This window comes from Bradyrhizobium centrosematis, assembly GCF_045571495.1.
In the GTDB taxonomy this organism is placed as follows: Bacteria; Pseudomonadota; Alphaproteobacteria; order Rhizobiales; family Xanthobacteraceae; genus Bradyrhizobium; species Bradyrhizobium centrosematis.
Genome location: NZ_CP120703.1, coordinates 2,082,568 through 2,106,371, shown reverse-complemented (window position 1 = coordinate 2,106,371; position 23,804 = coordinate 2,082,568). Strand labels below are relative to the sequence as shown.

Here is a 23,804-nt window from a genome sequence, read left to right as displayed (position 1 = left end):
TTGCGGACTCGTCCCCATGATCCTAAAGTGATCCACCATGTTCGAAGCACACTTCCAGACATTCGAGGAGCCGGAGGCCGGCGTCGCACTGACGGCACGGCTGGCCGCACTGCGCGAAGAACTCGCCCGTCGCAAGCTGACCGGCTTCGTGATCCCACGCGCCGATCAGCAGCAGAACGAATATGTGCCGCCGTCGGAAGAGCGGCTGGCCTGGCTGACCGGCTTCACGGGCTCGGCGGGCCTCGCGGTGGTGCTGGCCCAGGAAGCCGCGGTGTTCGTCGACGGCCGCTATACGCTTCAGGCCGCCAAGCAGGTCGGTGCCAAGGCCTGGGCGGTGGAATCGTTGATCGACCCGCCGCCGGAAAGCTGGGTGTCTGCGCATCTGAAGGCCGGCGACCGCCTCGGATTTGATCCGTGGCTGCACACTTTTGCGGCAGCCGAGCGCCTGGCCGCCGCCTGTGCCAAGGCCGGTGCCGAGCTCGTCGCGGTCGACAGCAATCCCATCGACGCGATCTGGCAGGACCGCCCGCAGCCGCCGCTCGCCCCCGTCGCCGTGCACGGGCTGCAGCATGCCGGCGTCACCGAAGCCGAGAAGCTGGCGCAGATCAGAAGCGAGATCGGCAAGCTCGGTGTCGACGCGCTGGTGCTGTCCGATAGCCACGCGGTCGCCTGGACCTTCAACATCCGCGGCGCCGATGTCGCCCATACGCCGCTGCCGCTGTCCTACGCGCTGGTGCCGAAGGACGGACGGCCGACCATCTTCATCGACCACCGCAAGCTCTCCAACCTCACGCGCGATCATCTCGAGCAATCCGCCGACGTGCGCGAACCCGATGCGATGGCGCCGACGCTGATGGCGCTCGCCAAGGGTGGCGGCTCGATCGCGCTCGACAGCGCCACCGCGGCCGACGCGCTCAGCCGGCTGATCGCAGGCGCTGGCGGCAAGCCGGTGCGCGGCAGCGATCCGATTGCCCTGCTCAAGGCGGTCAAGAACGCAACCGAGATCAAGGGGACGCAGACGGCGCACCGGCGCGACGCCGTGGCGCTGGCACGCTTCCTCGCCTTCATCGACCGCGAGGCTGCAAGCGGCAAGCTCACCGAGATCGACGCGGTCGAGGCGCTGGAGACGTTCCGCCGCGACACCGGCGCGTTGAAGGACGTGTCGTTTCCCACCATCTCCGGCACTGGCCCGAACGGCGCCATCGTGCACTACCGCGTCACCCGCAAGAGCAACCGGCGGATTGCGCCCGGTGACCTGTTGCTGATCGACTCCGGCGCGCAGTACGAGGACGGCACCACTGACGTCACCCGGACCATGGCCGTCGGCGAGCCGACGGAGGAGATGCGCGACCGCTTCACCCGCGTGCTGCGGGGCCACATCGCGATCGCGCGTGCAGTCTTCCCGGACGGCACCACGGGCGCGCAGCTCGACACGCTGGCGCGGCAATATCTCTGGGCCGCCGGCGTCGATTTCGAGCACGGCACCGGACACGGCGTCGGCAGCTATCTGTCGGTGCACGAAGGGCCGGCACGGATTTCGAAGCTCGGCACCACGCCGCTGAAGCGCGGCATGATCCTCTCCAACGAGCCCGGCTACTACAAGACCGACGGCTTCGGCATCCGCATCGAGAATCTCGAGCTGGTCGTCGCCGCCGACATCAAGGGCGCCGAGAAGCCGATGAACGCGTTCGAGACGCTGACACTCGCGCCGATCGACCGCCGGCTGATCGACGTCGCAATGCTGAGCCGCGACGAGCTCGACTGGCTCAATGCCTATCACGCACGCGTTCGCGCCGAGGTGCGGCCGGCACTCGACGAGGCGACCCGGGCGTGGCTCGATCAGGCTACGGCGGAGCTGCGGACGTAGTGCGCATGGCGCCACGCGCGCGACGCAACCCTTCTTGCCCCGCCGAGCGGTCATGCCGCACGGGTCACGCGCTCAATCGGTCGCCATCGTGCCCTCATCATAACCGTCCCGGAATCCGAATAGCCGCATTCCGAAACGCCGATATCCGTCTTGCGTGAGCACGCTACAGTCGGTCTGACTTCGAGAGACGGACGACGATGCACGGCATGATCCGCAGGCCGCCGGATGCGGCGACGAAGAACATCGCGACCTCGCGCGTGGTGTTGCTGCTGCTGGTCGTCATGACCGGGATCGCGCCGATCTCGCTCTACATCCTGGTTCCGGCATTGCCCGTGCTCGCAACCACGTTCGGCCGCGACATCTCGATCGTGCAGATGACGGTGTCGCTCTACATGGTCGGCATCGCCATGTCGCAGCTGATCATGGGACCACTATCGGACAGATTCGGCCGGCGCCCGGTGCTGCTTGGCGGCCTCGCGCTGATGGTCGCCGCCAGCATCGCCTGCATCTTTGCGCAAGACCTGCCGCAGCTCATTGCCGCGCGCTTCTTCCAGGCCCTCGGCGGCGCTTCCGGCATGGTGGTGAGCCGCGCCATCATCCGCGACATCTACGAGCGCGACCGCGTCGCCTCCATGATCAGCCTCGTCATCGCCGCCCTGATGATCGGCCAGATGGTCTCCCCGCTCACCGGCGGCCTGATCGAAACCGCGTTCGGCTGGCGCGCGATCTTCTACGCCGTCACATTCGGCGCCATCGCCGTTGCCCTCGGCATCGCGATCGCGCTGCCGGAGACGCGCCGCAGCCGCGCAGCCGGCAGCGGCGGATTTCGCAGCGACGTCGGTACCCTCATCAAGAGCCGCGCCTTCATCGGCTACGTGATGTGCCAGGTGCTGGCCTCGCAGATCATTTTCACCTTCGCCGGCGGCGGCCCCTACATCGTCGTCACGCAAATGGGCCGGACCAGCGCCGAATACGGCGCCTGGTTCGCAACGACGGGATTTGCGTATCTGGTCGGTAATCTGCTCTGCGTGCGCTTCGCGCCGCGGCACTCGCTGGAGAAGATGATCTGGTTCGGGCTGGGCTTGCAGCTCTGCGGCAGCCTGCTCAACCTGCTCTGGAGCTTCACCGGCTGGAACGAAGCGCCCGCGTGGCTGTTCGGCACGCAGATGATCGTGATGGTCGGCAATGCCTTCGTGATGGCGAACTCCGCCGCCGGCGCCATCAGCATTCGCCCCGAGGCGGCCGGCACTGCGTCGGGCGCGATGGGCTTCCTCCAGCAGGGCATCGGCGCGCTGATGTCCCAGTTCGGCGCCTATCTCGGCGGCCACTCCGCCACGACGCTGCCGCTGACCTCGGCCGTCCTCGCCATTTCGCTGCTCTGCGCCTGCATGATGATCTTCGTCGTCCCCCGCCGCGAACTCGTGATGAGCGAGACGCTGATCGAGCAGGCAGAGGAGGAAGAGAGCGGGATGATGTAAGGTTGAACCCGTCATTCCTGGGCGCACGAAGTGCGAACCCGGAATCTCGAGATTTTCGGGTTCGATGCTTCGCATCGCCCCGGAATGACCGTGCTGGCCCTCACTCCCCAATCAGCTTCAGCCACTCCTCTTCCGTCAGCACCTTGACGCCGTGCTTGTTGGCCTCCGCCAGCTTCGAGCCCGCACCGGGGCCGGCGACGACGAGATCGGTCTTCTTCGACACCGAGCCGGATACCTTCGCCCCGAGACGCTCCGCCGTGGCCTTGGCCTCGTCGCGCGTCATCTTCTCCAGGGATCCCGTGAACACCACGGTCTTGCCGGCGACCGGCGAATTGCTCTTCGGCTTCTCGGCGTCGACGATCTCGACCTCCTTCGTCAGCCGCTCGACAATGCCGCGATTGTGGCTCTCGCCGAAATAAGCGGCGATGCTCTTGATCACGGTCTCCCCGATCTGGTCGAGCGCATCCATGTCGGCCATCGCCTCCTCGTCGCCCTTGGCGACCTTGAGGCAGGCGTCGTGGAAGGTGTCCCAGGAGCCGTAACCGCGCGCCAGCGCCAGCGCCGTTGTCTCGCCGACATGGCGCATGCCGAGTGCAAAGATAAAGCGCTCCAGGGCGATCTTGCGCCGGCTCTCGATGGCGCCGAACAGATTGCGCACCGAGGTCGCGCCATAGCCCTCGATCTCCTCCAGCTTGAGCTTGGAATTGCGCTTCTCGAGCGTGAAGATGTCGGCGGGCTCCTTGACCCATCCTTCGTCGAAGAAATACTGGAGCTGCTTCTCGCCGAGCCCGTCGATGTCAAAGGCGCGGCGCGAGACGAACAGCTTGAGGTGCTCGATCTTCTGATAGGGGCAGGCGAACTCGCCGGTGCAGCGCGCGCGGGACCCCTCTTCGCCGGTCGCGGTCTCCTCGCGCACGACGTCGGTGTGCAGCGGGCACGGACATTTCTTCGGGAAATGGAATTCCTTGGCCGTCTTCGGCCGCCTGTCGAGAACGACGTCGACCACTTGCGGGATGACGTCGCCGGCGCGCTGGATCACGACGGTGTCGCCGATCCTGATGTCGCGGCCCTCGCGCAGCACCTCGCCCTTGTTGCCGATGCCCTTGATGTAGTCCTCGTTGTGCAGCGTGACGTTCTGCACGATCACGCCGCCGACGCCGACCGGTTCGAGCTTACCGACCGGCGTGAACGAGCCGGTGCGGCCGACCTGGATCTCGATGTCGCGCAGCACCGTCATGGCGCGCTCGGCCGGGAATTTGTGCGCGATGCCCCAGCGCGGCGTACGCGAGACGAAGCCGAGACGCTCCTGCCAGGCGATGCGGTCGACCTTGTAGACGACGCCGTCGATGTCGTAATCGAGTCTTGCGCGCTGCTCCTCGATGGAATGATGGAAGGCGAGCAGCTCCTCGACGGAATGACAGAGCCTGGTCAGCGGGTTGGTCTTGAAGCCGCAACGCTCGAACCATTGGATCATGCCGCTCTGCGTCTCTTCCGGCATCGCGCTCATCTCGCCCCAGGCATAGGCGAAGAAGCCGAGGGGCCGCGAGGCGGTGATGGTCGGATCCTTCTGCCGCAGCGAGCCGGCGGCCGAATTGCGCGGATTGGCGAAGACGGTGTCGCCGGCCGCCTTCTGCCGCTCGTTGAGCGCGAGGAACGCCTTCTTGGTCATGTAGACCTCGCCGCGGACTTCGCAGATGTCGGGGACGTTGCGGCCCTTCAGCTTCTGCGGCACGTCTTCGAGGGTGCGGATGTTGGCGGTGACGTCCTCGCCCACCGCGCCGTCGCCGCGTGTCGCGGCGGTGACGAGTTCGCCGCCCTCGTAGCGCAGCGACATCGAGAGGCCGTCGATCTTCGGCTCGGCGGAAAAATCGACCCTGTCGTCATCGAGCTTCAGGAAGCGCACGATGCGGCCGACGAAGTCGCGCACATCCTCTTCGGCAAAGGCATTGTCGAGCGACAGCATCGGGACGGCGTGCCGCACCTTCCTGAAGCGCCCCGACGGCGCCGCACCGACCTTCTGCGAGGGCGACTCCGCGCTGACGAACTCCGGAAAACGCTTTTCGATCGCGTTGAGGCGCTGACGCAGAGCGTCGTACTCGGCATCGGTGATGATGGGCGCATCCTCCTGATAGTAGCGCTCGTTGTGGCCCTCGATCTCGAGCGACAACCGCATATGCTCGACCTTGGCCTGCGCCTTGGTGAGGTCAGCGACGTCGCGAAGCGGTTTCGATTTTGCTGCTCTTGCCATTATACTTAAGGTTGCGTCTCGTCGTTCCGGGATGGTCCGAAGGACCAGACCCGGAACCTCGAGATTCCGGGTTCGCACGTCGTGCGCCCCGGAATGACGTTGGGGAGGGGCCCGTGGCGTATTACGTCTATATTCTAGCAAGCCGGCGAGATGGGGCAATCTACGTCGGCATCACCAATGACCTGGTGCGCCGCGTCTATGAACATCGAATCAAGGCGGTCCCGGGATTCACAGCCAGATACAACATCACGCAACTGGTTTGGTTCGAGATCTATGACGATCCAATCTCGGCAATCTCTCGCGAGAAGGAGTTAAAGAAGTGGAAGCGGGCTTGGAAAATTCAGCTGATCGAGAAGGACAATCCGAACTGGAATGATCTCTACGAGTCAATCTGCAGCTAAGGCGCCATTCCGGGGCGGCTCGAAGAGCCGAACCCGGAATCTGGAGATTCCGGGTTCGATGCTTCGCATCGCCCCGGAATGACGGCTCAGGCCGTCGCCGCCTTCAGCAGCCGTTCCGCCGCGGCCCTCGCCTCTGCCGTGATCTCGGCGCCGGCCAGCATGCGGGCGATCTCCTCGCGGCGGTGGTCGGCGGCCAGCGCATTGACGCGGGTGGCGACGCGCTTGCCCTTGTCGAGGGCGTCCTTGGAGATGAGCAGATGCTGGTCGGCGCGGGCGGCGACCTGCGGGGCGTGGGTCACGGCCATCACCTGGACCTTGCCGGCAAGCCGCGCCAGGCGGCCGCCGATGGCGTCGGCGACCGCGCCGCCCACGCCGGTGTCGATCTCGTCGAACACCAGCGTCGGCGCCGAGCCGCGGTCGGACAGCACGACCTTCAGCGCCAGCAGGAAGCGCGACAGCTCGCCGCCGGAGGCGACCTTCATCAGCGGGCCCGGCTTGGTGCCCGGATTGGTCTGGACCCAGAACTCGACACGGTCGAAGCCCTGCGGCCCCGGCGCGGCCTCATCGGTCTCGACCTGGGTCATGAATTTTGCGCGTTCGAGCTTGAGCGGCGCGAGCTCGGCATTGACGGCCTTGTTGAGCTTCTCCGCCGATTTCTGCCGCGCCAGCGACAGCTTCTTGGCAGCGGCGGCATAGCGGCCGTCTGCCTCGATCGCGGCCTGCTCCAGCTTCTTCAACTGCGAGGCGCCGGCATCGATCAGCACGACGTCGGCGGCATATTTGGCGGCCAGCGCCGCAAGCCCGTCGACCGGCGTCGAATATTTGCGCGAGGCGGCGCGCAAGGCGAACAGGCGCTCCTCGATGCGTTCGAGCTCGGCCGGATCGAAATCGGTCGCGGCCAGCGCCGCCTGGAGATGCTGGTCGGCCTCCTCCAGTGCGTTGATCGCCGCATCGATCGCCTTCACGGCCGGCTCGACCAGCGCCGGCGAGTTGACGCCGCGGCGCTCCAGCCGGCGCACCGCCGCCGACAGCGCCGCAACCGGCGAATGGTTGCCGCCGACCGCCTCCTGCGCCTCGCGCAGATCGGAGGCGATCTTCTCGCCCTGCATCATGGTGGTGCGGCGATGGGCGAGCGAGGTCTCCTCGCCGTCCTTTGGCGCGAGCTGCTTCAGCTCGTCGGAGGCGTGGCGCAGATAGTCGGCCTCGCGCGCGGCGCGCTCCATGCCGGCGCGATGCTCCTCCAGCGCGGTGTTGGCGGTCCGGCGCGCGTCCCAGAGCATCTCGACCGCGGCGACGTCCTTCTCCAGGCCGGCAAAAGCGTCGAGCAGGCGGCGATGGGTGGCGGCATCGACCAGCGCGCGCTCGTCGTGCTGGCCGTGGATCTCGACCAGGGCGGCACCGACCGCCTTCAGTGTCTGCACGCTGATCGACTGGTCGTTGATGAAGGCGCGGGTGCGGCCGTCGGCGAACTGCACCCGCCGGAGAATCATCTCGCCGGTGTCGTCGAGACCGTTCTCGGCCAGGATCTTCGTCGCAGGGTGATTCTTCGGGACATCGAACACGGCCGTGACCTGCCCCTGCTCCGCGCCGTGGCGCACAAGGCCGGCGTCGCCGCGGCCGCCAAGCGCCAGCGCAAAGGCATCGAGCAGGATGGATTTGCCCGCACCAGTCTCGCCGGTCAAAACCGCGAGCCCGGTGGCGAATTCGATATCGAGCCGTTCGATCAGGACGATGTCACGGATCGACAGACGCGCCAGCATGGAACCCTATTTCCTAGCCGAGGCCCATCTTCTTGAAGGTCTTGCTGATCCAGGACCCCTGATTCTCGCTCGGCTCGAGACCACCGGATTTTACAAGATTATAGGCGTCCTTGTACCAGCGGCTGTCAGGAAAATTGTGCCCCAGCACCGCCGCCGCGGTCTGCGCTTCGCCGACGATGCCGATCGCCATATAGGCTTCGGTGAGCCGGTACAGCGCCTCCTCGACATGGCGGGTGGTCTGGTACTGCGTGACGACGGTCTTGTAGCGGTTGATCGCCGCCGTGTAGTCGCGCTTCTGCGCGTAATAGCGCCCGACGTTCATTTCCTTGCCGGCGAGCTGGTCGCGGGCGCCCTCGATCTTGGCCTTGGCCGAGGTCGCGTATTCGGAAGTCGGATATTTGCGCACCACCTCTTCCAGGGCTGCGATCGCCTTCTCGGTGCGGGCCTGGTCGCGGCTGATGTCCGGGATCTGGTCGTAATGGGAGGCTGCGATCAGATATTGCGCATAGGCCGCATCCGGGCTGCCGGGATGCAGCGTGACGTAGCGGGTGGCGGCGCCGATGCAGCCGTCGAAATCGCCGCCCTGGTAGGACGCGTAGGCCGACATTAGCAGCGATTTGCGGGCCCAGTCGGAATAAGGATGCTGGCGGTCGACCTCTTCGAACTTCTTGTTCGCCGCCTTCATGTCCTTCTTCTCGTTCATGAGGTACAGGCCCTCATTGTAGATCTTGTCGGCGGGCTCCTCGACGAAGGTGTCGTCCTTGGCTGTGAACTTGTCCCAGAGCGAACCGGTGCCGCAGCCGGCGAGCGGCAGCGCGAGCACGATGAAGGTGACGGCCTGAAGCAGCCCACGGGCTCGCGAGGAGACCGAGAAATATTCGCGCGTCATACGCTGTGCCGACATGAGTTTAAGACCTGACGCCCTGTGATGCGGTGCCCGCCAGCCCATGACCCCCGTCATGGGCGCGAAATGTAACCGTGGTGCCTGCCATGCGACCACGTCGATGTATCCGAAAAGCGATCTTTGACCAGTCGGATAGGCAGGCATTTCGCCCGGATTAAGGCGAACTTGCCGCAATCCTAGCCGATCATGGTTACCAGGAGTTTCCCGGGGGTGGGCCGCGGCCAGAGGCCCGCGGCGACAACTCTGGTCAGGACACGTCCGGCCCGTAGGCCGCGGCGAGCCGGCCGCCGACGATGCCGCGACCGACCTCGCCCACGGGACGCGCGGTGCGGCGGGCCGCCTCGCCCTCGACCACCCGCCAGGCGGTACGGTCGGCGAGCAGTGCGGTCAGGACGGCATGGTTGAGCTTGTGGCCGCCACGCACCGAGCGGTAGGCGCCAAGCAGCGGCAGGCCGGCCAGCGTGAGGTCGCCAATCACGTCCAGCACCTTGTGGCGGGCGCACTCATCGGCGTAACGCAGGCCCTCGGGATTGAGCAGCCGTTCCTCGTCAAACACGACGGTGTTGCCGAAGGAGGCCCCACGGCCGTAGCCCGCAGCCCAGAGCCGCGCTTGATCGCACATCAGGCCGAAGGTCCGGGCGCGAGCGACCTCGCGGCGGAACCGCTCCGGCACGAGGTCCAGCGCGTAGCTCTGCCGGCCAATGACGGGATTGGCGAAGTCGATCTCGACTTCAGCGCGGAAACCGTCAGCATAGGGCCGCAGCTCGCCGAAGGAGTCACCGATCGCGACCGAGACGGATTTCAAAACCTGGATGAAGCGGCGCGGCGCCGGCTGGGTGACAATCCCGGCCTGATCGATCGCCGCAACGAAAGCCGCGGCGCTGCCGTCCATGATCGGCACTTCCGGACCGTCGATTTCGATGGTGGCGTTGTCGACACCCATGCCCCGCAATGCAGCAAGGACGTGCTCGGCGGTGGAAACCAGCGGTCCTTCACTGTCACCCAGCACGGTCGCCAGATCTGTCGCGACCACTTGCGCGGCCGTCGCCTGAACTTCGCGATCACTTCCCTCGAGGCCCGTACGGACAAAAATAAAACCCGCGTCAACAGGCGCAGGCCCGAGGGTGAGAGTCACGGGAAGACCGGAATGAACGCCTACGCCTGCCACGGAGGCTTGCGCACGAAGCGTTGTTTGCCGGCTAAATTTCATCAGAACCCGCCCCACTACGACCCACTGCGACTTATACGAGATCCCCCTGGCCGGTCAGTGCCGCCGGTTGCGAATCTCCGTATCCCCAAGTCACGGCGAACCATAGTCACTGCCCCAAACAGCGCCAACTCACGCTTTTTTACCGATTGTTACCCCAAACCCGCCGTATTCGCGCCAAGGCTTAACCAAATTGCGCGGAGGTTTTGGACCGCTACCGGCGATTTTACTGAACACCCAAACACGTAATTAATGATTTAAAATCAGTTGTTTGGCTGCACAATCCGGCTATGCACGGGCCAAAAGGAAAGGTCCCGGCAAGCTTGTTGCCGGGACCTGTTTTCGTATGCCTTATTGTAACAATTCTCAGGTCGCCTGCCGGCGCAGGAAGGCCGGGATATCAAGATGGTCGTCACCCTGTGGCGCCGGCGCAACAGGCGCGGGACGTCCATGCATGTCCAATCCCTGCGGCGCGGGACGACGGGCGTACTCCGATACCGGATCGTTCGACGCGATCTGCTGCGCCACGGTCTTCTGCGGGCGGCGGTCGGGCAGCGGCGGCATGGCCGGACCGGTGGTACGGGCTGCGACCGGCGGCTCGCTTTCCTCGTCACGACGGCCGAGCCCGACATTGGCCAGGCGCTGCAGCAGCGACAGACGGGTCTTCTGCGGGACCTCCTCTTCGACTTCCCCGCGGGCCTGGCGAATCTCGGCCTGGGCGGGCATCGGCAGCTCCTCGATCCGCGGCATGCGCGGCGCCCGGACCGGCGGACGCTCGGCCTGGGGCGGGATGAAGTTTTCCGGCGTCATCGGCTCCTGCATCGCGACCGGGGCCATGTCCGGCTCCGGGAACAGTGTCGGCTTCTGTGCGATCGGCCGCACGGTGACGTCGCCATAGGTCTGCGGCGCGGGCGCCGGGGGGGCTTCAGCGACGGCGGCGGCGATGGCGGCGAGCGCTGCGCGCTCGACGTTCGGGCGCGGCGCGACCGGAGCAGCCGGCGCCGGCGCGGCGGCCGGGACCTGGGCTTCCAGCTTCTGGGCGCGTTCGGCCAGGCGCTGATTGTCGGCGCGCAGGCGCGCGGTGAGATCGGCGAGACGGCTCTCGGCGGCGGCCGCCGGCGCGGCGGGAGCCTGCTGCACCTGTGGCGCGGCGTTGGCGACGGGCGCGGAGGTCGCCTGGCTGTTGCGGGCGATTGCGGCCTGTTCGATGCCGGTGGCAACGACCGAGACGCGGATCAGGCCGTCGAGCGCTTCGTCGAAGGTCGCGCCGACGATGATGTTGGCATCCTGGTCGACTTCCTCGCGGATGCGGGTCGCGGCCTCGTCGACCTCGAACAGCGTGAGGTCCTTGCCGCCGGTGATGGAGATCAGGAGGCCCTTGGCACCCTTCATTGAGGAATCGTCGATCAGCGGATTCGCGATCGCGGCTTCCGCGGCGGTCAGCGCGCGCTTGTCGCCGGAGGCCTCGCCGGTGCCCATCATCGCCTTGCCCATCTCGCGCATGACGGCGCGGACGTCGGCGAAGTCGAGGTTGATCAGGCCTTCCTTGACCATCAGGTCGGTGATGCAGGCAACGCCCGAATAGAGCACCTGGTCGGCCATCGCGAAGGCGTCGGCGAAGGTGGTCTTCTCGTTGGCGACTCGGAACAGGTTCTGGTTCGGGATGATCAGGAGCGTATCCACGACCTTGTGCAGCTCGGCGATGCCGGCTTCAGCGGTGCGCATGCGGCGACCGCCCTCGAAGTGGAACGGCTTGGTCACGACGCCGACGGTGAGGATGCCCATGTCGCGCGCGGTCTTGGCGATCACGGGGGCTGCGCCGGTGCCGGTGCCGCCGCCCATGCCGGCGGTGACGAACACCATGTTGGCGCCCGAGAGATGGTCGCGCAGCTCGTCGATCACCTCTTCCGCCGCCGCGGCGCCGACGTTCGGCTGCGAACCTGCGCCCAACCCTTGCGTGACCGCAGTGCCCATCTGCACGATGCGCTGCGCCTTCGACATCGTCAGCGCCTGCGCGTCGGTGTTGGCGACCACGAAGTCGACGCCCTGAAGGCCGGCCGTGATCATGTTGTTGACGGCGTTGCCACCGGCGCCGCCGACGCCGAACACGGTGATCCGGGGCTTCAGTTCGTGAATATCAGGAACATTGATGCTGATGGTCATGGTTGCCTCTCGATCACGCGCGCGTGGGTTCGCCCCGGCCGGCGGCCGCGGGAGTTGGTGAAATCAGGGAATTGCGGAAATGAATCATCAGAAGCCTTCGCGTAGCCATCGTCCGACCTTTCCGAAATAACCGCCGGTCCCTGTCTTGACCTGCTGCCGCGTATGCCGCGGTTCGACATGTTCGAGGTGAACATATTGCGGGTAGACGAGGAGTCCGGCCGGCACCGCGAACGCGGCGTTCTTCGCCTCGTTGGGCAGCCGGCCGAAGCCGAGCGGACGTCCGACCCGCACGGGCCGGCCGAGAATCTGGGTGCCGAGCTCGACGAGGCCGGTGAGCTGCGAGGCGCCGCCGGAGAGCACGACGCGGCCGTTGGGCTCCGAGGCGAAGGGCGAATCCTTCAGCTTGTCCCGAACCATTTCGAAGACTTCCTCGGCACGGTGCTTGACGATGTTGGCGATAGTGGCGCGGGAGACGATCTGCGGCAGATCCTGCTCGTCACCGGCTGTCGGCACAGACATCAGCTCACGCGAGTCCGATCCGCCGGTGATGACGGTCCCGTATAACGTCTTGATTCGCTCGGCATCGGCAATGGTCGCGGAGAGTCCGCGCGCAAGATCCATCGTGATGTGTTGCCCGCCGACCGCAAAACCCGCCGCATGCACGAACCGGCCGCCAGAATAGACGGCGATCGTGGTGGTGCCGGCGCCCATCTCGACGACAGCAGCGCCCAGATCGGCCTCATCGTCGGTCAGCACCGACAGGCCGGCCACGTAAGGGCTCGCCGCCATGGCTTCGACATTGATGTGGCAACGTTCGACCGCCAGCATCAGGTTGCGCGCCACGGTGGCGTCGCAGGTGACGACGTTCATGTCGACGCCGAATTGATGGGCAACCATGCCGCGGGGATCGCGGATGCCCTTGACGCCATCGAGGGTGTAGCCGACCGGCAGCGCGTGCAGCACGGTGCGGCCTTCACCGGTGGCGTGACGCATGCCGGTGGAGGTGACGCGGCTGACATCGGCCTGCGTCACGGCGCCGCCACGGATGTCGGCGGCGGCCTCGACCAGCTGGCCGGAGAGCCGGCCGCCGGAGACCGAGAGCAGCACGGACTCGACCCGCACCTTGGCCATCTTCTCCGCCAGCGCGACGGCTTGGCGCACCGCTTGCTCGCATTCGCCAAGATCGATCACCGCGCCGGCCTTCATGCCGCGCGACTGGATCTGGCTGTAACCGATCAACTCCACCGCATGGGTGCGGCCGCGCAGCGCATCGCTCGGCGGCGACGGCTTCAGCCGCGCGATCATGCAGGCGATCTTGCTGGTGCCGATGTCGAGGCAGGCGACGAGGCCGCCGCGCTTGTGCGGCATCGGGCGCGTCTTCGGCGTCTGGGTGCGATCGAGACCGGTCATGCGGAATCCCCGGCCTTCTTTTTCTTCTTGTCCTTGAACAGATCCTCGCGCGCCTTGGCGGCGTCCTCGGACAGCTGCACCACCAGCCGATCGGGCAGGCGCATGTCGACGGCGACGATGTCGCGGGAGAACAGCCTGTCCTCCTTGTCGAGCTTGGACAGCATCGCGAGCGCGTTGCCGACGTCCTGCTCGGGCAGGCGGATGTCGAGGCCGTCCTTGAGCCTCAGATTCCAGCGCCGCTCGCCGACGAAGATCGCGGCCTTCGTCACCGAATTGACCTGCGGATAGCGCGCCAGCAGCGCGAGGAAATCGCGGGCCTGGGTCTCGGCGCCCTTGCCGACCACGAGCGGCAACGACAGGAAGCGACGCGAGACGTAGGGCTCGAGCACGGCGCCGTCATCGGCGATCACGGAGAGCCGGCCGGCCTCCTGCCACAGCGCGAACGCCTTGCGCTCGGTGAGCTCGATCATGAGCTGGCCCGGATAGAGCTTCAGCACGGTGGCATCGGCGATCCAGGGATTGGCCTTGAGCTTGTCGCGCACCGCATCGGCATCGAGGAACAGCAGCGAGGAACGGCCGCTGACGCCGCCGATCGCCAGGATCTCGTCCTGGGTGAGCTGCTTGCGGCCGTTGATCACGACTGAGGTGATGCGGAACCCGGCGGAATTGGCCAGCGCGTTGCGCGTGTCGCTGACCGCAGTGATGAAATCCTGGAGATGGCCGCCCTTGACGATGCCGAAGCCGCAGCTTCCGATCAGCAGCAGCACGGTCATGCTGATCCCGACCCGGCGTGGCAGATAGCGCTCGACCAGTGCGACCACGCGCGGCGGCGGCTCGCGCTCGACGATGGCCTTGGCCCTGGCCTTGGACTTGTCCTTGGCGGCGGCGCGCGCCTCGGCGCGCTTGTCCTGCACCCACTCGCGCAGAAGCACGACCGCTCCGACAGCGGCCGCCTTCAGGTCGGCTTGGGGCCTCAGCGATCTGAAAAGCGACCGGGTGAGGCTTCCTGCTCCATCCATTGCACGAGCTCGTCAACAGTTTGCCCGCGACATCGCGCGGATCCTGGCGAACATGACGTCCGGGTGCCGGGCCGGGTGCTGGTCTTCAGCAGATGAAGCCTCTTCCCTTCAAAGCGTTCGCTGGAGGTGACATCACCCGCAACAGCTCACGCGCCGGCAGCCAAAGCGCCATATGCGCCGCCAGCGTTAACCTTCGGACGTCCTGGTAAACAAAAGGTAAAATTCGTTAACGTCCGGCGCATTTTGCCCCGCCGTGTGAGGCATTTACGCCGCGATGTCCGGCATTTTACCGGTCTTGGGCGCCAAACCGGCCGGTTTCGCCCGTCCGGCCGTTAACCAGTCCTAATTATTTCCGCACGCTCCGCCCGGCGAGCTCGATCAGGCCGCGCAGGAAGTCGACGAATTCGATGCCCTCGGCCTTCAGCGCCTTGGGGTAGAGCGAGGACTTGGTCAGCCCGGGCAGCGTGTTGGTCTCGAGATAGACGAGGCCCCTCTCCGAGACGATGAAGTCCGACCGGGAATAGCCGGTGCAGGACATCGCACGGTGCGCCAGCATCGCCTGCGCCTTTAGCGCGGCGGTGATCTCGGGTGCGAAGCGGCCGGGGCAGATCTCCTGGGTCGACTTCAGGAGATATTTCGCGGCGTAGTCGAAATTGCCTTCGCCTGGAATGATCTCGATCGGCGGCAGCGCGATGATCGAACCATCGGTGCGCTCCAGCACGGCGCAGGTCGCCTCGACGCCGGCAATGTAGGGCTCGATGACGTACTCTTCGTGCTTCGCCGCGTTGCGGACGGCAACGAGATCCTGCTTGGCGTTGACGAAGATCAGGCCGTAGCTAGAGCCGTCGCGCGCGGGCTTTGCGATCAGCCTTCCATATTCGGCGAAAGCCTCCTCGATGTCGTCGAGCGCAACGTTGGCCGGCGGCGTCACCCCGCCGAGCGCGGCAAAGCGCTTGGCCGCGATCTTGTCGAAGGCAAGATGCGAGGACGCCGAGCCCGAGCCGGTGAAAGGCACGCCGCGCGCTTCGCACATCACCTGCAATTCACCGTTCTCGGCCCGTCCGCCATGCAGGCCGAGCACCAGCACGCGTCCCTCGGCCTTGGCCTGGTCGAGCGCCTGCTCCAGCGGAATCCCCCGCGTGCCGGGCTTGAACTCGTCCTCGAACGGACGGACATGCTCGAGCAGTTGCTTGGACTGCACGGCGTGCACCTTGTCCTCGACGTCCCACCACCAGAGATCAGCCTCGGGCAACGCCTGATGCAGCGCCTGGGCCGAGGCGACCGAAACCAGACGCTCCCGGTTGGAGCCTCCGAAGAGGATGGTGATGCGCATGTGTCCTCTCATTTCATTTCGTCATTCCGGGATGGTGCGCAAGCACCAGACCCGGAATCTCGAGATTCCGGGTTCGCGCGTCGCACGCCCCGGAATGACTGTTAGATCGGAATCCCGATCCGCTTGATTTCCCAGTGTAGCTCAATTCCGGAACTTGCCTTCACCCGTTCGCGCACGGTCTCGCCCAGCGTCTCGATGTCGCGCGCGGTGGCGTCGCCGGTGTTGATCAGGAAGTTGCAGTGCATCTCGGAGACCTGCGCGCCGCCGACCCGCAAGCCGCGGCAGCCGGCCGCGTCGACCAGCTTCCAGGCGGAATGGCTCGGCGGATTCTTGAAGGTCGAGCCGCCGGTCTTCTCGCGGATCGGCTGCGCGCTCTCGCGATGGCTTTGCACCTCCGCCATGCGCGCGCGGATCGCCTCCGCGTCCCTGATCTCGCCGCGAAAGCGCGCGGAGGTGAAAATGATGGAGGGATCGACGCCGCTGTTGCGGTAGACGAATTTCATGTCGGCGTTGGAGAAGACGTGCTTGGCGCCGTCGCGTCCGACGCCGCGCGCCTCGATCAGCACGTCCTTGGTCTCGCCGCCATTGGCGCCCGCATTCATCCGCAGCGCGCCGCCGATGGTGCCGGGAATGCCGAAGTAGAATTCGAGCCCGCCGATGTTTGCGCTCGCGGCCACCTCCGCCACGCGCTTGTCGAGTGCTGCAGCGCCCGCGGTGACGACATCGCCACTCGCGCTCGCCTCGCCGAAGGCGCGCGGCGCAAGACGGATCACCACACCCGCCATGCCGCCGTCGCGCACGATGAGGTTGGAGCCGACGCCGATGACATAGACCGGAATGTCGGCGGCAAGATGCGCGAGGAAATAAGCGAGATCGTCCTCGTCCGCCGGCGTGAACAGCACCTGCGCCGGACCGCCGACGCGAAACCAGGTGAGCTCGGCGAGCGACTGGTTGGCCAGCAGCCGGCCGCGCAGGTCAGGCATCGCGGCTTTGAGTGAGGGAGTGATGTCGGGGAAGCTCATCGCGCGCTGACCGACATGCAATTGTTTTCGATATTGCACCGCGCGACGTTGTCCGCCAGCGCCCGGGGCTTACCCCTCTCCCCCGCCCTCCCCCACAAGGGGGGAGGGAGCGCAGTGTGCCGTGTGGTCATCTGTGAGACTCTCATCAGAGGCCTACCCCAACGCCTTCAGCTCATCAGGCAGCGCATACGCCCATTGCGTGATGTTGCCGGCCCCCAGGCACACCACGAGATCGCCACTCTTGGCGATGCCGTGCACGATCTTGGCAAGCTCGCCGGCGTTGGGCAGCGGGATCACCTCGCGATGACCATGCGCGCGCAGGCCCGCGACGAAATGGTCGCGATCGATGCCCTCGATTGGCGCTTCGCCCGCGGCATAGACTCCGGCGACAACAACCGCGTCGGCGTCGTTGAAGCAGGTGCAGAATTCCTCGAACAGCGATTGCAGGCGGGTGTAGCGATGCGGCTGCACGACGGCGATGATCTTGCCGTTGGTGGATTCCCGCGCCGCCTTCAGCACGGCCGCGATCTCCACGGGGTGATGGCCGTAGTCATCGATTACGGTGACGCCATTCCACTCGCCGGTCCTGGTGAAGCGGCGCTTGACGCCGCCGAAGCCGGCAATCGCCTTGCGGATCGCCTCGTCCGAGACGCCGAGCTCGCGCGCGACCGCGATCGCCGCCGTTGCATTGGAGGCGTTATGGCGGCCCGGCATCGGCAGCATCAAATCCGCAATCTCGTGCACCGCGCCGGATTTGCGATCGCGGAACGCGACCTTGAATTTCGATCCGCCGCCCATCGGCGTCAGATCCACCAGCCGCGCATCGGCCTGCGGATTCTCGCCGTAAGTGATGATACGGCGATCCTCGATCTTGCCGACGAGGCTCTGCACCACGGGATGATCGATGCACATCACGGCAAAGCCGTAGAACGGCAGGTTCTCGACGAAATGACGGAAGGCGTCCTGCACGGCGTCGAAGGTCTTGAAGTGATCGAGATGCTCGGGGTCGATATTGGTGACGATCGCGACATCGGTCGGCAGCTTCAGGAACGTGCCGTCGCTCTCGTCCGCTTCCACCACCATCCAATCGCCGGCGCCGAGCCGCGCGTTGGAACCATAGGCGTTGATGATGCCGCCGTTGATCACGGTCGGATCGAGCCCGCCGGCATCGAGCAGCGTTGCGACCATCGTCGTCGTGGTGGTCTTGCCGTGGGTGCCGGCGATAGCGACGCAGCTCTTCAGCCGCATCAGCTCGGCCAGCATCTCGGCGCGGCGCACCACGGGAATGCGCCGTTCGCGCGCGGCCATCAGTTCCGGATTGTCGCGCTTGATCGCGGTCGAGACCACGACGACCTCGGCACCGTCGATATTCTCGGCCTTGTGGCCCACCGAGACCTTCGCGCCCTTCTTGCGCAGACGGTCGAGATTGTAATTGTCGGAGGCGTCCGAGCCCTGCACGACATAGCCGAGATTGACCAGCACCTCGGCGATGCCGCTCATGCCGATCCCGCCGATCCCGACGAAGTGGATGGGTCCGATCTCGCGCGGCAGTCTCATGCTCTATCCCGTCGTTCCGTCGTCATGCCCGGGCTTGTCCCGGGCATCCACGAATCCTTACCACTTCTTGCAAGACGTGGATGGCCGGGACAAGCCCGGCCATGACGGCAAAAGTGGGAAATTTGACACGTTTCGCGTCAGATTCCAGCGACCTTGACCACGAGATCGGCTAGCCGCTCGGCGGCGTCGAGCCGGCCAGCGCCGCGAGCGGCTTCAGCCATGCGGGCGAGACGCGCGGGCTCGGCGGCGAAGGCGGAGATTTCGGAGGCCAGCCGGTCGGAGGTGAACTCGGTCTGCGGGATCCGGATCGCGCCATCGACCTTGACCAGCACGCCGGCATTGGCGAACTGGTCCTGGTCGATCGAGCCGGGCAACGGCACCAGGATCGAGGGCCGGCCGATCGCCGCGAGCTCGGCCACCGTGCCGGCGCCGGAGCGCGATACCACGAGATGATTTGAAGCGAGCCGTGCCGGCAAATCGGTGAAGAAGGGCGCGAGCTCGGCCTTGATCTTGAGCTTGTCGTAGACGGCGCGCACGCGGTTCATGTCCTCTTCACGCACCTGCTGAGTGAGGACGAGGCGGCTCCATAACGCAGGCTCGAGCCGTTCGATGGCACCGGGCACGATGTCCGCCATGATGCGCGCGCCCTGGCTGCCGCCGACGACGAGCAGGCGCAGCGGACCGCCCACCTCGGGCGCGACATATTTCACCGCAGCGGCCGCAAGGATCGCCGGCCGCATCGGGGTGCCGACGGTGGTGGTCTTGCCCGACAGCGCGGGATCGCGGTCGAGCACGCCGGGCAAGGACGTCGCGATCGCGCGCACGCGGCTCGACAGGAACCGGTTGGCACGGCCGAGCACCGCGTTGGCGTCGTGGATGATGCCGGGCACGCCGGCGAATTTCGCCGCGACCAGCGGCGGCAGGGTCGGATAGCCGCCGAAGCCGACCACGGCGACGGGCTTCAGGCGCTTGATCAGGGCATACGCGGAGAGCGTGCCGGCCGCGAGCGTGAGCCCGGCATAGGCGAGCTGGAACGGATTGCGGCCGCGCGCAGTCTCGCTTGCCACGACGTCGATCATGTCCTTGCTGAACAGCCCGCTGTAGCGCAGCGCGCGCTCGTCGGTGACGAGGCGGACGCGATAGCCGCGCCGGATCAGCTCGACACCCAATGCCTCGGCCGGAAACAGATGGCCGCCGGTGCCGCCCGCGGCGAGAAGAATCAGGGGAGACGTGTCCATGATGGGGAGTTTTACAGGGAGTTTTCGGGCATTGCGAGTGAGGCGAACGCGCCGTCAAACCCTCATCCTGAGGAGCGCGGAACGCGCGTCTCGAAGGATGAAGGCCCGGCTGGTGGCCCTGCCCTTCGAGACGCCGCGCGAAGCGCGGCTCCTCAGGGTGAGGATCAGGCGTAGCTCCGCATCGCCTCGGCATGGCCACTGGCCTCGACCTCGGTGCGCGGACGCAGCCGTGTCAGCGCCAGCATCATGCCGACGCCGTAAGCCAGCGACACGATCGAGGAACCACCATAGGAGATGAAGGGCAGCGTCATGCCCTTGGCGGGGATCAGCTGCAGGTTCACCGACATGTTGATCGCGGCCTGCACGCCGAACAGGATCGCAAGGCCCGAAGCGGCAAAGCGCGAGAACATGTCCTCGTTGGCATAGGCCCGCGACAGCGTGCGGATCACGACGAAGGCGAACAGCGCCAGCATGGCCAGGCACAGGATGATGCCGAACTCCTCGGCGGCGACCGCAAACACGAAGTCGGTGTGACTGTCCGGCAGGCTGCGTTTTGCAATTCCCTCGCCCGGTCCGAGGCCAAACCATCCGCCGTTGAAGAAGGCTTCCATGGCGGTATCGACCTGGAAGGTGTCGCCTGAGGCCGGGTTCATGAAGCGCTTGATGCGGCCCGCCACGTGCGGAACGAACAGATAGGCGCTGAACAGGCCGGCGGCGCCGAGACCCGCGAGGCCGAACACCCAGATCATGCGCATGCCGGCGATGAAGAAAAGCGAGCCCCACACCATCAGGATCAGCATGGTCTGACCGAAATCCGGCTCCATCACCAGCAGCGCGACCAGCATCATGAGCAGCACCAGCGCCATCGTCGTCGCCGGCATCTCCGGCCGCTTGGTCGATTCCGCGAACAGCCAGGCGGCGATGACGACGAAGGAAGGCTTGGCGATTTCAGAAGCCTGGATGTTGACGCCGAGCAGCGTGATCCAACGCCGCGAGCCCTTCACCTCCGGGCCGATCGCAAGCGTCAGCACGATCAGGATGATGCTGACGGTGAAGATGATCAGCGCCGAGCGACGGATCGACCGCGGCGACAGGAAGGAGACGCCGAGCAGCACGATGCAGGATGGCACCAGGAACATCACGTGGCGGCTGAAGAAATGGAAGGGATCGAGCCCAATGCGGGTCGCAACCGGCGGACTCGCCGCTAGCGACAGGATCACGCCGGTGAGCATCAGCGCCAAAATGGCGCCCATCAGCGGCTTGTCGACGGTCCACCACCACTCGGAAAAGGGGGTGCGTTCTTCACGGGAGAGCATGGGCGGCCGCTTTCGGACAGAGGTCCGTCCATTGGTCGCCGAGGTTGGTTACCGCAGGGTTAATGATTCACGGATGTTTGGAGATGATCTCTGCCGCCTCCACAAACACACGGTCATGCCCCGGCTTGACCGGGGCAGCCAGGGCGGATTCGCCCGGTCAAGCCGGGCGACGACAGCGGAGAACGACGCACCAGCGCGCCTCACACCACCGGCTTCACGCCCGGCAGCGCCTGCACCAGTTCGCGGAACTTGGTGCCGCGGATCTCGAAATTGCGATATTGGTCGAAGGAGGCGCAGGCCGGTGACAGCAGCACGACGGCGTCAGCGAGGCCCGCGGCTTCCGCATCGCGCGCGGCGTGCTCGACCGCGACGTCGAGGGTCTGGCTGATCTCGTGCGGCACCTGCGTGCCGAGCGTGCCCGAAAATTCCTGCGCGGCTTCGCCGATCAGATAGGCTTTTCGGATGCGCGGGAAGAAGCCCGTGAGGCTCGTGATGCCGCCGGCCTTCGGCTTGCCGCCGGCGATCCAGAAAATATCGGCGAACGACGACAGCGCATGCGCGGTGGCATCGGCATTGGTGCCCTTGGAATCGTTGACGAACAGCACGTTGCCGCGGCGGCCGACCTGCTCCATGCGATGCGCGAGGCCGGGAAAGCTGCGCAAGCCGTTCTGCAGCACGTTCTGGCTGATGCCCATCGCGAGCGCGGCGGCGGCGGCGCAGGCCGCGTTCTGCGCATTGTGCTGGCCGCGCAGCGAGCCGATGCCGCCGAGCGCAGCGATCTCGCTGCGCGCACCGCCCGAGCTGCGCACGATGGTGCCGTGCTCGACGTAAATGCCTGACGCGAGCGGGTTCTTGACGGAGATGCGCACGACGTTCTTACCCGAGCGGTCGAGCCGGTCGGCGATGTCGCGGCAAAAGCCGTCGTCGACACCGACGATCGCGGTGCCGCCGTCCTGCACGCCGGCAACGAGGCGCTCCTTCACCGCGGCGTAATGCTCGATCGTGCCGTGACGGTCGATATGGTCCTCGCTGACATTGAGCAGAATGCCGACGGATGGATCGAGCGAGGGCGTGAGGTCGATCTGGTAGGACGACATCTCGATGACGTGGACGCGGCCCATGCGCGGCGGCTCCAGCGACAGGATCGCGGTGCCGATATTGCCGCCCATCTGGGTGTCGTAGCCGGCGACCTTGGTGAGATGCGCGATCAGCGCCGTCGTGGTCGACTTGCCGTTGGTGCCGGTGATGGCCACGAACGGCGCGTTCGGCGCGTGGCGCCGCCGCTCGCGGCAGAACAGCTCGATGTCGCCGATCACCTCGACGCCCGCGTCGCGCGCCTTCAGCACGCTCCAATGCGGCACCGGATGGGTCAGCGGCACGCCGGGCGCGAGCACGAGAGCGGCGAAATTCGCCCAGGAGACGTTGCGCAAATCCGCGGTGATGAAGCCGGCCTGCGCCGCCTTGGCGAGGTTCTCTGCATTGTCGTCGGCGGCGATCACCTCGGCGCCGCCCGCTTTCAGCGCATGGCAGGAGGCGAGCCCCGAGCCGCCAAGGCCGAACACCGCGACGGTCTTGCCGGCGAAGGATGTGACCGGGATCATGACTTCACTCCCGTCATTCCGGGGCTCGCGGAGCGAGAACCCGGAATCTCGAGATTCCGGATCGCCGCTTCGCGCCGTCCGGAATGACGAGAATGGGGATACAGAGCTGTCACCATCATCAGCGCAGCTTCAGGGTGGAGAGGCCGGCAAGCGCCAGCATCACCGAGATGATCCAGAACCGGATCACGATCTGCGGCTCGGTCCAGCCGAGCTGCTCGAAATGGTGATGGATCGGCGCCATGCGGAAGATGCGCTTGCCGGTCAGCTTGAACGAGATCACCTGCACGATGACGGAGACCGCCTCCAGCACGAACAGGCCGCCGATCACCGCCAGCACGATCTCGTGCTTCACCGCGACCGCGATCGCGCCGAGCATGCCGCCGAGCGCGAGCGAGCCGGTGTCGCCCATGAAGATCGAAGCTGGTGGCGCATTGAACCAGAGAAAACCGAGGCCGGCGCCCAGCAGCGCGCCGCAGAGCACCGCCAGCTCGCCGGTACCCGCGACATATTTGATCTGGAGATATTCGGCGAACACGGCGTTGCCGGCGAGATAGGCAATCATCGCAAAGCTCGCCGTCGCGATCATCACCGGCACGATGGCGAGGCCGTCGAGACCATCGGTGAGGTTCACCGCATTGCCGGCGCCGACGATGACGAAGGCGCCGAAGACGACGAAGAACCAGCCGAAATGCAGCACCGTATCCTTCAGGAACGGTATCGTCAGCGCGGTCGATGCGGGATCGCGATTGAGCCGCACCAGCGCGTAGCAGGCGACCAGCGCGATCGCCCCCTCGATCAGCAGCCGAATCTTGCTGCCGAACCCGCTCGTGGTCTGCTTGGTCACCTTGAGGTAGTCGTCATAGAACCCGACGAAGCCGAAGCCCAGCGTCACGGCGAGCACGATCCAGACATAGGGGTTGAGCGGATTGGCCCACAGCACGGTGCCGACGGTGAGGCCGGACAGGATCATCAACCCGCCCATCGTGGGCGTGCCCTTCTTGGCAAGATGCGATTGCGGACCGTCGGTCCGGATCGGCTGGCCCTTGCCCTGGCGGATGCGCAAATGGTCGATGATCCAGGGCCCGAACAGGAACACGAACAGCGCGCCGGTGACGACGGCACCGCCGGTGCGGAAGGTGATGTAGCGGAAGACGTTCAGGAAGGTGCGAAAGGCACCGAAGCCCGGAAATGTGTTGGAGAGCTCGATCAGCCAGTAAAACATTCAGTCGGTCCTATGGCGCCGATGCACGCGGTCTCGGCCTTGATGCTGGCCTCTACGT

Annotated in this window: 17 protein-coding genes; 3 read left to right on the top strand and 14 right to left on the bottom strand. The window is 66.0% G+C overall.

Features of this window, described 5'->3' with window-relative positions; translation table 11 throughout:
- Positions 1-37: 37 nt before the first annotated feature.
- The gene (locus P6U31_RS10075) at positions 38-1,867 is read left to right on the top strand and encodes an aminopeptidase P family protein (RefSeq protein WP_407188044.1); all 1,830 of its coding nucleotides are present in this window, start codon (positions 38-40) and stop codon (positions 1,865-1,867) included.
- A gap of 197 nt (positions 1,868-2,064) precedes the next feature.
- Positions 2,065-3,345 carry a multidrug effflux MFS transporter gene (locus tag P6U31_RS10070; RefSeq protein ID WP_407188043.1) on the top strand — a complete coding sequence of 427 codons (1,281 nt, stop codon included), beginning with the start codon at positions 2,065-2,067 and terminating at the stop codon, positions 3,343-3,345.
- A 100-nt stretch (positions 3,346-3,445) separates the two neighbouring features.
- On the opposite strand, the gene ligA is transcribed toward P6U31_RS10070, so the two are convergent.
- Positions 3,446-5,593 carry an NAD-dependent DNA ligase LigA gene (gene ligA, locus P6U31_RS10065; protein ID WP_407188042.1) on the bottom strand — a complete coding sequence of 716 codons (2,148 nt, stop codon included), beginning with the start codon at positions 5,591-5,593 and terminating at the stop codon, positions 3,446-3,448.
- A 113-nt stretch (positions 5,594-5,706) separates the two neighbouring features.
- Between ligA and P6U31_RS10060 the strand changes: the two genes are divergently transcribed.
- Complete coding sequence (locus P6U31_RS10060) at positions 5,707-5,994, top strand: GIY-YIG nuclease family protein (protein ID WP_407188040.1); 288 nt, start codon at positions 5,707-5,709, stop codon at positions 5,992-5,994.
- Positions 5,995-6,080: 86 nt separating this feature from the next.
- On the opposite strand, the gene recN is transcribed toward P6U31_RS10060, so the two are convergent.
- The 13 genes from recN to mraY all read right to left on the bottom strand — a co-directional run bounded on the left by recN (position 6,081) and on the right by mraY (position 23,746).
- Positions 6,081-7,754 carry a DNA repair protein RecN gene (gene recN / locus P6U31_RS10055; RefSeq protein ID WP_407188039.1) on the bottom strand — a complete coding sequence of 558 codons (1,674 nt, stop codon included), beginning with the start codon at positions 7,752-7,754 and terminating at the stop codon, positions 6,081-6,083.
- A 13-nt stretch (positions 7,755-7,767) separates the two neighbouring features.
- The gene (locus tag P6U31_RS10050; protein WP_407188038.1) at positions 7,768-8,658 is read right to left on the bottom strand and encodes an outer membrane protein assembly factor BamD; all 891 of its coding nucleotides are present in this window, start codon (positions 8,656-8,658) and stop codon (positions 7,768-7,770) included.
- Positions 8,659-8,905: 247 nt separating this feature from the next.
- The gene (gene lpxC, locus P6U31_RS10045) at positions 8,906-9,868 is read right to left on the bottom strand and encodes a UDP-3-O-acyl-N-acetylglucosamine deacetylase (protein ID WP_407188036.1); all 963 of its coding nucleotides are present in this window, start codon (positions 9,866-9,868) and stop codon (positions 8,906-8,908) included.
- A 363-nt stretch (positions 9,869-10,231) separates the two neighbouring features.
- Positions 10,232-12,028 carry a cell division protein FtsZ gene (gene ftsZ / locus P6U31_RS10040; protein WP_407188035.1) on the bottom strand — a complete coding sequence of 599 codons (1,797 nt, stop codon included), beginning with the start codon at positions 12,026-12,028 and terminating at the stop codon, positions 10,232-10,234.
- 87 nt (positions 12,029-12,115) lie between these two features.
- A complete protein-coding gene (ftsA, locus tag P6U31_RS10035) occupies positions 12,116-13,438 on the bottom strand; it encodes a cell division protein FtsA (RefSeq protein WP_128927307.1) in 1,323 nt (440 codons plus the stop codon).
- Positions 13,435-14,457: a cell division protein FtsQ/DivIB gene (locus tag P6U31_RS10030; RefSeq protein WP_407188033.1), complete on the bottom strand. Its 1,023-nt coding sequence runs from the start codon at positions 14,455-14,457 to the stop codon at positions 13,435-13,437. The genes ftsA and P6U31_RS10030 overlap by 4 nt, the downstream gene beginning before the upstream one ends.
- 346 nt (positions 14,458-14,803) lie before the next feature.
- On the bottom strand, positions 14,804-15,790 hold the full coding sequence (locus P6U31_RS10025; RefSeq protein ID WP_407188032.1) for a D-alanine--D-alanine ligase: 987 nt from the start codon (positions 15,788-15,790) through the stop codon (positions 14,804-14,806).
- A gap of 101 nt (positions 15,791-15,891) precedes the next feature.
- The gene (gene murB / locus P6U31_RS10020) at positions 15,892-16,812 is read right to left on the bottom strand and encodes a UDP-N-acetylmuramate dehydrogenase (protein WP_407189809.1); all 921 of its coding nucleotides are present in this window, start codon (positions 16,810-16,812) and stop codon (positions 15,892-15,894) included.
- A 153-nt stretch (positions 16,813-16,965) separates the two neighbouring features.
- Complete coding sequence (gene murC, locus P6U31_RS10015; RefSeq protein ID WP_407188030.1) at positions 16,966-18,369, bottom strand: UDP-N-acetylmuramate--L-alanine ligase; 1,404 nt, start codon at positions 18,367-18,369, stop codon at positions 16,966-16,968.
- 137 nt (positions 18,370-18,506) lie between these two features.
- Complete coding sequence (murG, locus tag P6U31_RS10010) at positions 18,507-19,607, bottom strand: undecaprenyldiphospho-muramoylpentapeptide beta-N-acetylglucosaminyltransferase (protein ID WP_407188029.1); 1,101 nt, start codon at positions 19,605-19,607, stop codon at positions 18,507-18,509.
- 164 nt (positions 19,608-19,771) lie between these two features.
- Positions 19,772-20,923, bottom strand: a complete 1,152-nt coding sequence (gene ftsW, locus P6U31_RS10005) for a putative lipid II flippase FtsW (RefSeq protein WP_407188027.1) — start codon at positions 20,921-20,923, stop codon at positions 19,772-19,774.
- Between the two features lie 200 nt (positions 20,924-21,123).
- Positions 21,124-22,524, bottom strand: coding sequence for a UDP-N-acetylmuramoyl-L-alanine--D-glutamate ligase (gene murD / locus P6U31_RS10000; protein ID WP_407188025.1), 1,401 nt, complete (start codon positions 22,522-22,524; stop codon positions 21,124-21,126).
- Between the two features lie 118 nt (positions 22,525-22,642).
- The gene (gene mraY, locus P6U31_RS09995) at positions 22,643-23,746 is read right to left on the bottom strand and encodes a phospho-N-acetylmuramoyl-pentapeptide-transferase (protein WP_407188023.1); all 1,104 of its coding nucleotides are present in this window, start codon (positions 23,744-23,746) and stop codon (positions 22,643-22,645) included.
- Positions 23,747-23,804: the final 58 nt, after the last annotated feature.

Bases quoted from the DNA above. Each gene is read 5' to 3' on its own strand.
- P6U31_RS10025 (WP_407188032.1), bottom strand. From the start codon at position 15,790: ATGCGCATCACCATCCTCTTCGGAGGCTCCAACCGGGAGCGTCTGGTT.
- P6U31_RS10050 (WP_407188038.1), bottom strand. From the start codon at position 8,658: ATGTCGGCACAGCGTATGACGCGCGAATATTTCTCGGTCTCCTCGCGA.
- murD (WP_407188025.1), bottom strand. From the start codon at position 22,524: ATGATCCCGGTCACATCCTTCGCCGGCAAGACCGTCGCGGTGTTCGGC.
- P6U31_RS10075 (WP_407188044.1), top strand. From the start codon at position 38: ATGTTCGAAGCACACTTCCAGACATTCGAGGAGCCGGAGGCCGGCGTC.
- murC (WP_407188030.1), bottom strand. From the start codon at position 18,369: ATGAGACTGCCGCGCGAGATCGGACCCATCCACTTCGTCGGGATCGGC.
- lpxC (WP_407188036.1), bottom strand. From the start codon at position 9,868: ATGAAATTTAGCCGGCAAACAACGCTTCGTGCGCAAGCCTCCGTGGCA.
- recN (WP_407188039.1), bottom strand. From the start codon at position 7,754: ATGCTGGCGCGTCTGTCGATCCGTGACATCGTCCTGATCGAACGGCTC.
- P6U31_RS10070 (WP_407188043.1), top strand. From the start codon at position 2,065: ATGCACGGCATGATCCGCAGGCCGCCGGATGCGGCGACGAAGAACATC.
- ligA (WP_407188042.1), bottom strand. From the start codon at position 5,593: ATGGCAAGAGCAGCAAAATCGAAACCGCTTCGCGACGTCGCTGACCTC.
- murB (WP_407189809.1), bottom strand. From the start codon at position 16,812: ATGAGCTTCCCCGACATCACTCCCTCACTCAAAGCCGCGATGCCTGAC.
- ftsA (WP_128927307.1), bottom strand. From the start codon at position 13,438: ATGACCGGTCTCGATCGCACCCAGACGCCGAAGACGCGCCCGATGCCG.
- murG (WP_407188029.1), bottom strand. From the start codon at position 19,607: ATGGACACGTCTCCCCTGATTCTTCTCGCCGCGGGCGGCACCGGCGGC.
- P6U31_RS10030 (WP_407188033.1), bottom strand. From the start codon at position 14,457: ATGGATGGAGCAGGAAGCCTCACCCGGTCGCTTTTCAGATCGCTGAGG.
- ftsW (WP_407188027.1), bottom strand. From the start codon at position 20,923: ATGCTCTCCCGTGAAGAACGCACCCCCTTTTCCGAGTGGTGGTGGACC.
- mraY (WP_407188023.1), bottom strand. From the start codon at position 23,746: ATGTTTTACTGGCTGATCGAGCTCTCCAACACATTTCCGGGCTTCGGT.
- ftsZ (WP_407188035.1), bottom strand. From the start codon at position 12,028: ATGACCATCAGCATCAATGTTCCTGATATTCACGAACTGAAGCCCCGG.